General features: G+C 69.2%; 8 protein-coding genes. 2 read left to right on the top strand and 6 right to left on the bottom strand.

Features of this window, described 5'->3' with window-relative positions:
- Nucleotides 1–73: 73 nt before the first annotated feature.
- The gene (locus G6O69_RS34235) at nt 74–916 is read left to right on the top strand and encodes a hypothetical protein (RefSeq protein WP_217909974.1); all 843 of its coding nucleotides are present in this window, start codon (nt 74–76) and stop codon (nt 914–916) included.
- A gap of 69 nt (nt 917–985) precedes the next feature.
- Here G6O69_RS34235 and G6O69_RS34230 read toward each other — a convergent pair whose 3' ends face one another.
- Nucleotides 986–2,146: an MFS transporter gene (locus G6O69_RS34230; RefSeq protein ID WP_172307671.1), complete on the bottom strand. Its 1,161-nt coding sequence runs from the start codon at nt 2,144–2,146 to the stop codon at nt 986–988.
- A 137-nt stretch (nt 2,147–2,283) separates the two neighbouring features.
- On the opposite strand from G6O69_RS34230, the gene G6O69_RS34225 reads away from it, so the two are divergent.
- Nucleotides 2,284–2,847 carry a TetR/AcrR family transcriptional regulator gene (locus G6O69_RS34225; protein ID WP_172307670.1) on the top strand — a complete coding sequence of 188 codons (564 nt, stop codon included), beginning with the start codon at nt 2,284–2,286 and terminating at the stop codon, nt 2,845–2,847.
- A gap of 3 nt (nt 2,848–2,850) precedes the next feature.
- Here the strand turns inward: G6O69_RS34225 and G6O69_RS34220 are convergent, their stop codons facing one another.
- The 5 genes from G6O69_RS34220 to G6O69_RS34200 form a co-directional block, all read right to left on the bottom strand.
- On the bottom strand, nt 2,851–3,456 hold the full coding sequence (locus G6O69_RS34220) for a hypothetical protein (protein ID WP_172307669.1): 606 nt from the start codon (nt 3,454–3,456) through the stop codon (nt 2,851–2,853).
- A gap of 385 nt (nt 3,457–3,841) precedes the next feature.
- Nucleotides 3,842–4,618 (bottom strand): 3-oxoadipate enol-lactonase, encoded by a 777-nt coding sequence (gene pcaD, locus G6O69_RS34215; RefSeq protein WP_172307668.1) that lies wholly within the window; start codon nt 4,616–4,618, stop codon nt 3,842–3,844.
- The gene (locus tag G6O69_RS34210) at nt 4,615–4,899 is read right to left on the bottom strand and encodes a muconolactone Delta-isomerase family protein (RefSeq protein ID WP_346017121.1); all 285 of its coding nucleotides are present in this window, start codon (nt 4,897–4,899) and stop codon (nt 4,615–4,617) included. Before G6O69_RS34210 ends, pcaD begins: the two co-directional genes overlap by 4 nt.
- Before the next feature lie 41 nt (nt 4,900–4,940).
- Nucleotides 4,941–6,047, bottom strand: a complete 1,107-nt coding sequence (locus tag G6O69_RS34205) for a mandelate racemase/muconate lactonizing enzyme family protein (RefSeq protein ID WP_172307667.1) — start codon at nt 6,045–6,047, stop codon at nt 4,941–4,943.
- Nucleotides 6,044–6,895, bottom strand: a complete 852-nt coding sequence (locus tag G6O69_RS34200) for an intradiol ring-cleavage dioxygenase (protein WP_172307666.1) — start codon at nt 6,893–6,895, stop codon at nt 6,044–6,046. The genes G6O69_RS34205 and G6O69_RS34200 overlap by 4 nt, the downstream gene beginning before the upstream one ends.
- Nucleotides 6,896–6,921 lie beyond the last annotated feature (26 nt).

Below are 6,921 nucleotides of genomic sequence, written 5' to 3'. Positions count from 1 at the left end.
GTTTGCTCGACCCGGGCGTGTGCGTGGGTCAAGGTTATGTATGCGTAGTCTTTCATCTGTTACCTGCATCTACTTGATGCTGTCTCTGCCGCTCCTGGCCTCGGCCTGCACCGACGATGGTGGCGCCGAGGAGGACGCCGGCAGCGAGAGCGAGAGCGAGACGGAGAGCGAGAGCAGCGAGAGCGAAGAGACGGAGACCGGAGAGTCCGAAGAGACGGGGTCCGAGGAGACGGGCAGCGAGGAGACCGGGTCCGAAGAGTCGGGCAGCGAGGAGACCGGGTCCGAAGAGACAGGCAGCGAGGAGACCGGGTCCGAGGAGACGGGCACGGAGGAGACGGACACCGGCGAGACGGAAACCGGCGAGACGGACACCGGCGGGGAGGACCCCTGCGTGCCCCAGGAGGCCGAAGGTGAGGGCCCCTGTGACCAGTTCTTTGGCTGGCAGTGGAACGGGACCACCTGCGTGGGGCAGAGCGGCTGCGAGTGCGTGGGCCTGGACTGCGACGCGCTCTACCCCGATCTCGAGGTCTGCGAGCAGGCGACCTCGGGCTGCGAGGTGGAGCTCGACTGCGACGTGGACGACGCCGTGGGCGAAGGCGCGTGTGACCAGTTCTTTGGCTGGGCCTGGGACGGCCTCGGCTGCGTGGGCGTCAGCGGCTGTGAGTGCGTGGGCGCCGACTGCGACACCCTCCCCCTGGAGTTCGACACCTGCGTGGTCGACCACGAGCTTTGCAACGAGGTCCCGCCGCTGTGCGAGCCGATGGACGCCGCCGGCGTGGGCGCCTGCGAGCTCTTCTTGGGTTGGGCGTGGAAGGGTATGAACTGCGTCGGGCTCAGCGGCTGCACCTGCGAAGGCAGCGACTGCGACAACCTCTTCGAGGATCTCTCGGCCTGCTTCTCGACCTGCGCCGAGTAGGGATCACGCTGGGCGTCCTCACCACGGCCGTCGTGGCTGCGGTGAGGCGCCCCGCGCTGCTTGGCGCGCTCAGGGCTGGCGGCTCGCGGCCCTGCGCGCGGCCACGCGTCGGCTGACCACGACGAAGACCCCGCCGAGGATCGCGGCCAGGGCCGCCGCGAGGCCAAAGGTCGCCCGCGGTCCGGGCATCGCCATGGCCACGAGCGAGGACAGGAACTGCCCGAGGAAGATCGACACCGACAAGGCGGCGAGGTTGCGCCCGCGCCGGGCGGGGACGCTGCGCTCGACGACCTCGTGGCTGGCCATGGGCACCGAGAAGCCGAAGCCCGTGCCCAGGAGCAGGGCCGCGCCGGCCAGGGCCGCCGTGTGCGAAGACAGGCTGTAGACGGTGTAGGCCAGGACGTAGCTCGAGAACGCGAGCAAGAAGGTCCGGCGCTGGCCGAGGGAGGCGCGGACGCGCGGCATGATCCCCGCGCCGGTCACCGCGACCAGGGAGATGAAGGCGAGGTAGTAGCCGGTCATCGCCTCGCTGAGGTCGAGGACGGCGAGGTGCTGGGGCAAGGTCAGGATCGCGCTGAAGAACAGGGTCATCGACCCGCCGGCGGCCAGGTAGATGTCGCTGATCTCGATCAGCCCGCCGTCGACCTGGCCGTGGTCGGGCGCGGGCCCGAGGCTCTGGGGGCGAGGGACGAAGCGCAGGACCATCACCAAGAAGATCCACGCCATGAGGTAGAGGGCGAACGGCCAGCGCCAGCCGAGCGCGGCCAAGGTCCCGCCGAGGGCCAGGAAGAACACCCCGCCGAGCTCGATGGCCATGCCCCGCCAGGCCATCATCTCGAGCCGCGCCTCGCCGTGGAAGAAGTCGGAGATCAGCGCGGCGCCGCCGGCCATGAGCAGGGCCGTCGCGCCACCGAGCAAGAAGCGGTCGGCGAAGGTCAGCAGCGGGGGCATGCCCACGGCCCCGATCACGCCGAGCAGCCCGTAGAGCACGAGCCCGATCAGGATCGAGGGACGCGCCCCGATGCGATCGATCAGCCGCCCCGCGAGGGGGCCGAAGATCACCACGCCCAGCGAGGGCAAGGTGACCAGCCAGCTCGGCTCGTCGACGTCCAGGGCCCGGGCGATCGAGGGCAGGCCAGGGACGATCACGCTGCCGACCATGATGGTGAGGGTCGCTACGCACAGCAGCGAGAAGGCGCCGAGTCGGCTGATCGTGGGGGCTTGGGTCATCGCGGGTTCGGTCGTCGTGGCGGGCTCCGATGTCAGCCGAGGCGGAAAAACACAGTTTTTCGGGTTCGAGCTGGTTTTTGGAACCGTGGTCTCGTTATAATACGAGACCGGAGTCTTTCAATGGGAAGCAGGCAAGATTGAGCTCGGAACGCAGCCCAGGCCGCCCCCGCGACGAGTCCGCGGCCCCCGCCCTCAAGGCCGCCGCGCGCCGGCTCGTAAACGCGCGCGGCTACCCCAAGGTCAGCGTCAGCGAGCTCATCCGCGAGGCGGGCGTCTCGCGCCAGTCGCTCTACCGCCGCTGGCCGACCAAGGCCGACCTCGTGCTCGAGGCCTTCTTGGAGGTCGCCCCGAGCCCCGAGCCCGAGGACGAGGTCGACAGCCGCGCGGCGCTGCTGACCTTGCTCGAGGCGATCTTCGACCACCTGGCCCAAGACGGCGCGGCGATCCGCAGCCTGATCGCCTCGGCGCAGGAGGACCCCCAGTTCCTGGCCACCTTCCGCGAGGGCTTTTTGATCCCCCGCGAGGCCTTCATCACCAGGGTCCTCGAGCGGGCCAAGGCCGAGGGGGCGCTCCCGCAGACCGCCGACCTCGAGATCCTCTTGACCATGGTGTCGGGGGCGTTTTGGTATCGCCTGCTCAACGGGCAGGCGCTGGACAGGGCGTTCGCGCGTGGGCTGGTCGCGGGGGTGTTTGGCTGGTGAGGCTCAGCCGGGCTGACTGGGCTCGTTCGACGCCGGGAGTGCGTGCAGGTCTTTGTCTTCGAGAGCGAGCCTTTGTGCGGCTCGGATGGATGAGGCGAGGGCTTGGTGATCGGGGCTGCCGAGATAGTGCGTGCGCCGCCTGCCTCCTGCGTCGCGCCAGACGATCTTCACAGCGCGTCCCTCGTCTCCGGCGATCGAGTAGAGCCACTCCCCTCGGCTCAGGGGGGAGATCCCCCAGCGGAGCCAACTATCGCGGCCGTGGGTGACGGCCTCTACCGTCTCGATGGCCTCCAGGGGGATCTTTGGACCCAACAGTCCGTAGTGGACATCGATGAACTCGGGCGTGACCTTGATGCGCAGTACCGCGAAGAACAAGCTGAGAAGCAAGACCCCGGCGCTGAGCAGGAGTCCGAGAGGTAGACCCAAGCTGGCATGGGTCGCGCACCACAGCAGGATGAAGAGCGCGGTCGCGCTACCAAAGGCCGGGGCCTGCCAGCTCGCGCGAGTCTTGCTGAGCACGACCGCAGGCGAGTCACTGGCCATGTACTTGGCTGCGTAGAGGTCGAGCTTCGCTGGCGTGGACTCGGATGAGCTCTGCTTCTCGCTCACTCGTCCATGATACCTGTGGGCAACGAGAACGGTAGGTATTCTACAGGCCATCTTCGGGCCTTCGGGGAAAATCTCGTGTTTCGACATCATGAATGTTCTTCACGCTGGAGAATGTGTTGACAATATTATGGTCGCCTGAATCCTGTGCGTGCTTCATTTGGTCCTGATGACGTCGAGTGGACCTTGGGAGAAAATGGGGACTGGGAGTTGGACTTGCTCCATCCCAATGACGGCGTCACGGAGCTGTGGCCCGTCATCGCCGTCGTCGTCGTCGCTGCAGTTCTCCTCTCTGGTGATTCGGGTTGTTCCTGTGGTCACAACGGGGGCGCAGAGAATCACCCCGGAACGAATCATCCAGAGTAGGTGTGGCGTCGGCTGGTGAGGCTCAGCCGGCGTCGTCGAGGTGCGCGAGGATCAGCGCCGTCACGCGCTCGGGCGCCTCGATGTTGAGCAGGTGCCCCGCGCCGGGGATCTCCTCGACCTCGACCTGGGCCTGGCGGATCTCCTCGGCCGCGGCGTGCAGACACTCGGGCGGCGTGGACACGTCGGCCTGGCCGGCGATCAGCAAGCTCGGCGCCGTGATCGCGCCCAGCTCTCCGCGCAGGTCCGCGTCGCGCAGGGCCGCGCAGCAGCCCGCGTAGCCCTCGGCCTTGGTCCGCCGCAGGATCTCTCGGGCGGCCTCGACCTCCGCCGGCGCCTCGGACTGAAAGGCTGGCGAGAAGAAGCGCTCGATCGCCAGATCGGCGATCGGCCCCATGCCCTGCCCATGCACGGCGTCGATGCGCGCCTGCCAGCCCTCGCTGTTGCCGATGCGCGGCGCCGTGGCGCAGGCGACCAGGCGACGCACGCGGGCGGGCTCGTGGGCGGCGATCCACAGCGCGAGCTGCCCGCCCAGGGACAGGCCGCAGAGATCGAAGCGCGAGGCTCCGGCCATGTCGGCGACCCGCAGCACGTCGCTGGCGAGGTCCTCGAGGCTGTAGGGCCCCGGCGGGGCGGGCGAGCGCCCGTGGCCGCGCAGGTCGACGCGGATCAGCTGGCGGCGCTCGGCCAGGGCCGCCGCCTGGGGATCCCACATCGTGCGGTCCGAGCCGAGGCTGTGCAGCAAGACCAGCGGGGGCGCGGCGGGGGAGCCCTCGGCTCGCCAGGCGAGGTTGACGCTCACGGGTTGGCGGCCAGGGAAGAGGGGTGAGTGGCCAGGGGCGTGACCGTGATCTCGAGGTAGGGGAAGAGCGGGAGCTTGGACAAGATCGCGTGGAGCTCGTCGTGGTCCGCGACCTCGAAGACGCTGTAGTTGCTGTATTCGCCGACCACCCGCCAAAGGTGCGGCCACTTGCCCTCGCGCTGGAGCTCGAGGGCCATCTGCTTCTCCTGAGCCTTGCGCTCGAGGAAGTCTTCGGTGGCGGGGTGGGGCGGGTTGACGCGCATGTGAGCGAGGTAGAGCACGGGGATCTCCTGTCGGTTTGGTCGGGTTGGGTTGGGTTGGGTCAGTCGACGCGCAGGCGATCGAGGGCCTGCGCGTCCAGGGTCACGCCCAGGCCAGGGGCGTCGGGGACGTGCATCCAGCCGTCGACGATCGCCGGCGGCGTGATCACGTCGTCGGCGAAGGAGCGCCCGGAGTTGAGCTCGGCCGGGTAGCGCGAGGTGGCCGCGAAGGCGGCGGCGAGGTGGAGGTTGGCCACCGCCCCGAGGGCGCCCTCGATCTGACTGCCGACGACCAGCTCCGCGCCCAGGCCAGCGGCCAGCCCGACGATGTCGCGGCCGCCACGAAAGCCGACGCGCCCGGCCTTGAGGGCGATCCACCGGCAGCGCTGAGAGGTCAGCTGGCTGGCGGCGGCGTGGACGTCCGGGGCGCTCTCGTCGGCGACCACCGGGAGGTCGAGGTGCTGCGCCAGCCACTGGCGGCCGAGGACCTGGTTGGCCGGCGAGGGCTCCTCGACCCAGGCCAGGTTCACGCCGCGGGCCTGCATGGCGCGCACGGCCGGGAGCGCGGCCTCGGCCGACCACTTGTGGTTGGCGTCGACGTAGAGCAGCGCGCCGGCGCCCACGGCCTCGCGCACGGCCACGGCCCGATCGACGTCGCCGGCCGGGTCGAGGCCGACCTTGATCTTGAAGGCCTGCACGCCCATCTGTGCCTGGACCTCGACGGCCTCCTCGGCCATCTTCTCGGGGGTGTCGAGGCTCAGCAGGTGGGCGACGCGGACCTTGGGCGAGTAGCCGCCGAGCAGGGTCGAGACCGGCAGGCCGGCGCGCTTGCCCAGCAGATCCCACAGCGCCACGTCGAGGGCGGCGCGGGCGGTCACGTTGCCCACGAGATCGGTGAGCGCCGCGTGGACGCCCTCGATCGAGCAGCTGTCGAGGCCGACCACGCGCGGGGCGATCAGCTGGGTCAGGGCGTGGACCACCCCCGGCGAGGAGTCGCCGTAGGTCATCGGCCGCGGCGAGGCCTCGGCGATGCCCTGGTGTCCATCCTCGGCGTTGACCCGCACGATCACGTGCTCGGCCGCGTCGACCGAGCCGTTGGCGAAGCGCACGGTCGCGCGCGTGGGCAGGCGAACGGGGATGGCCTCGATCGACTCGATGCGCGTGCTCATGGCGTGGAGATCCGGTTGAGGACCACGTCGTGGGTGACCTCCCAGGCGACCTCGCTGCCCGCCGCGGCGCGCTGGAAGTCGACCATCAAGGAGCCCTTGACCGCGTAGACCGAGTCCGTCTCGATATAGGGATCGTTGGTGTCGTAGATCTGCGAGACCAGCGACTGAAAGCCCGGCGCGCGCACGATCATGTGGACGTGCGCGGGGCGGTAGGGGTGGCGACCCATGATCTGGAGGATGTCGCCCGCGGGGCCGTCGTAGGGGATGGGGTAGCTGACCGGGCGCACGCCTCGGAAGGCGTAGCTGCCGTCTGCGGCCGTGGTGAACACGCCGCGCAGGTTCATGTCGGGCTGGGCGGCGTCCTGCTGCTCGTAGAGCCCGTCGGGGCCGGTCTCCCACACGTCCAAGGTCGCGCCGGCGATCGGGTTGCCCGAAGGATCAGTGACCTTGCCGGCCATGCGCATGCTCTCTCCGTCGACGTCGCCGCGCTGCGAGATGCTCGCGTCTTTCCCGAGCTTGGGCGCGCCCTCGCGATAGAAGGGCCCGAGCACCGAGGACTCGGTGATGTTTTCGCCACCGTCATGGCTGATCGCGTCGACCAGGCTCTCGATGCCCAGCACGTCCGAGACCAAGATGAACTCGTTTCGCTTGTCGTCGGTCATCTGCCCGGCGCGGGTCAGGTAGTCGATGCCGACCAGCCACTCGTCGTGGGTCAGCTGGACCTCGCGGCAGAAGTCGTGAAGGTGGCGCACGAGCGAGAGCAGCACCTCACGGGCGCGTGGGTGGATGTCCTTGGACATGGACTGCTCGAAGACCTTGGTGATGTTCTCGATGGTTACTTGGCTCATGGGGCTCTCCTCCCTTCGCGGGCGGC

It is taken from the genome of Pseudenhygromyxa sp. WMMC2535 (assembly GCF_011083025.2).
This window is presented reverse-complemented; position numbering and strand designations above follow the sequence as displayed.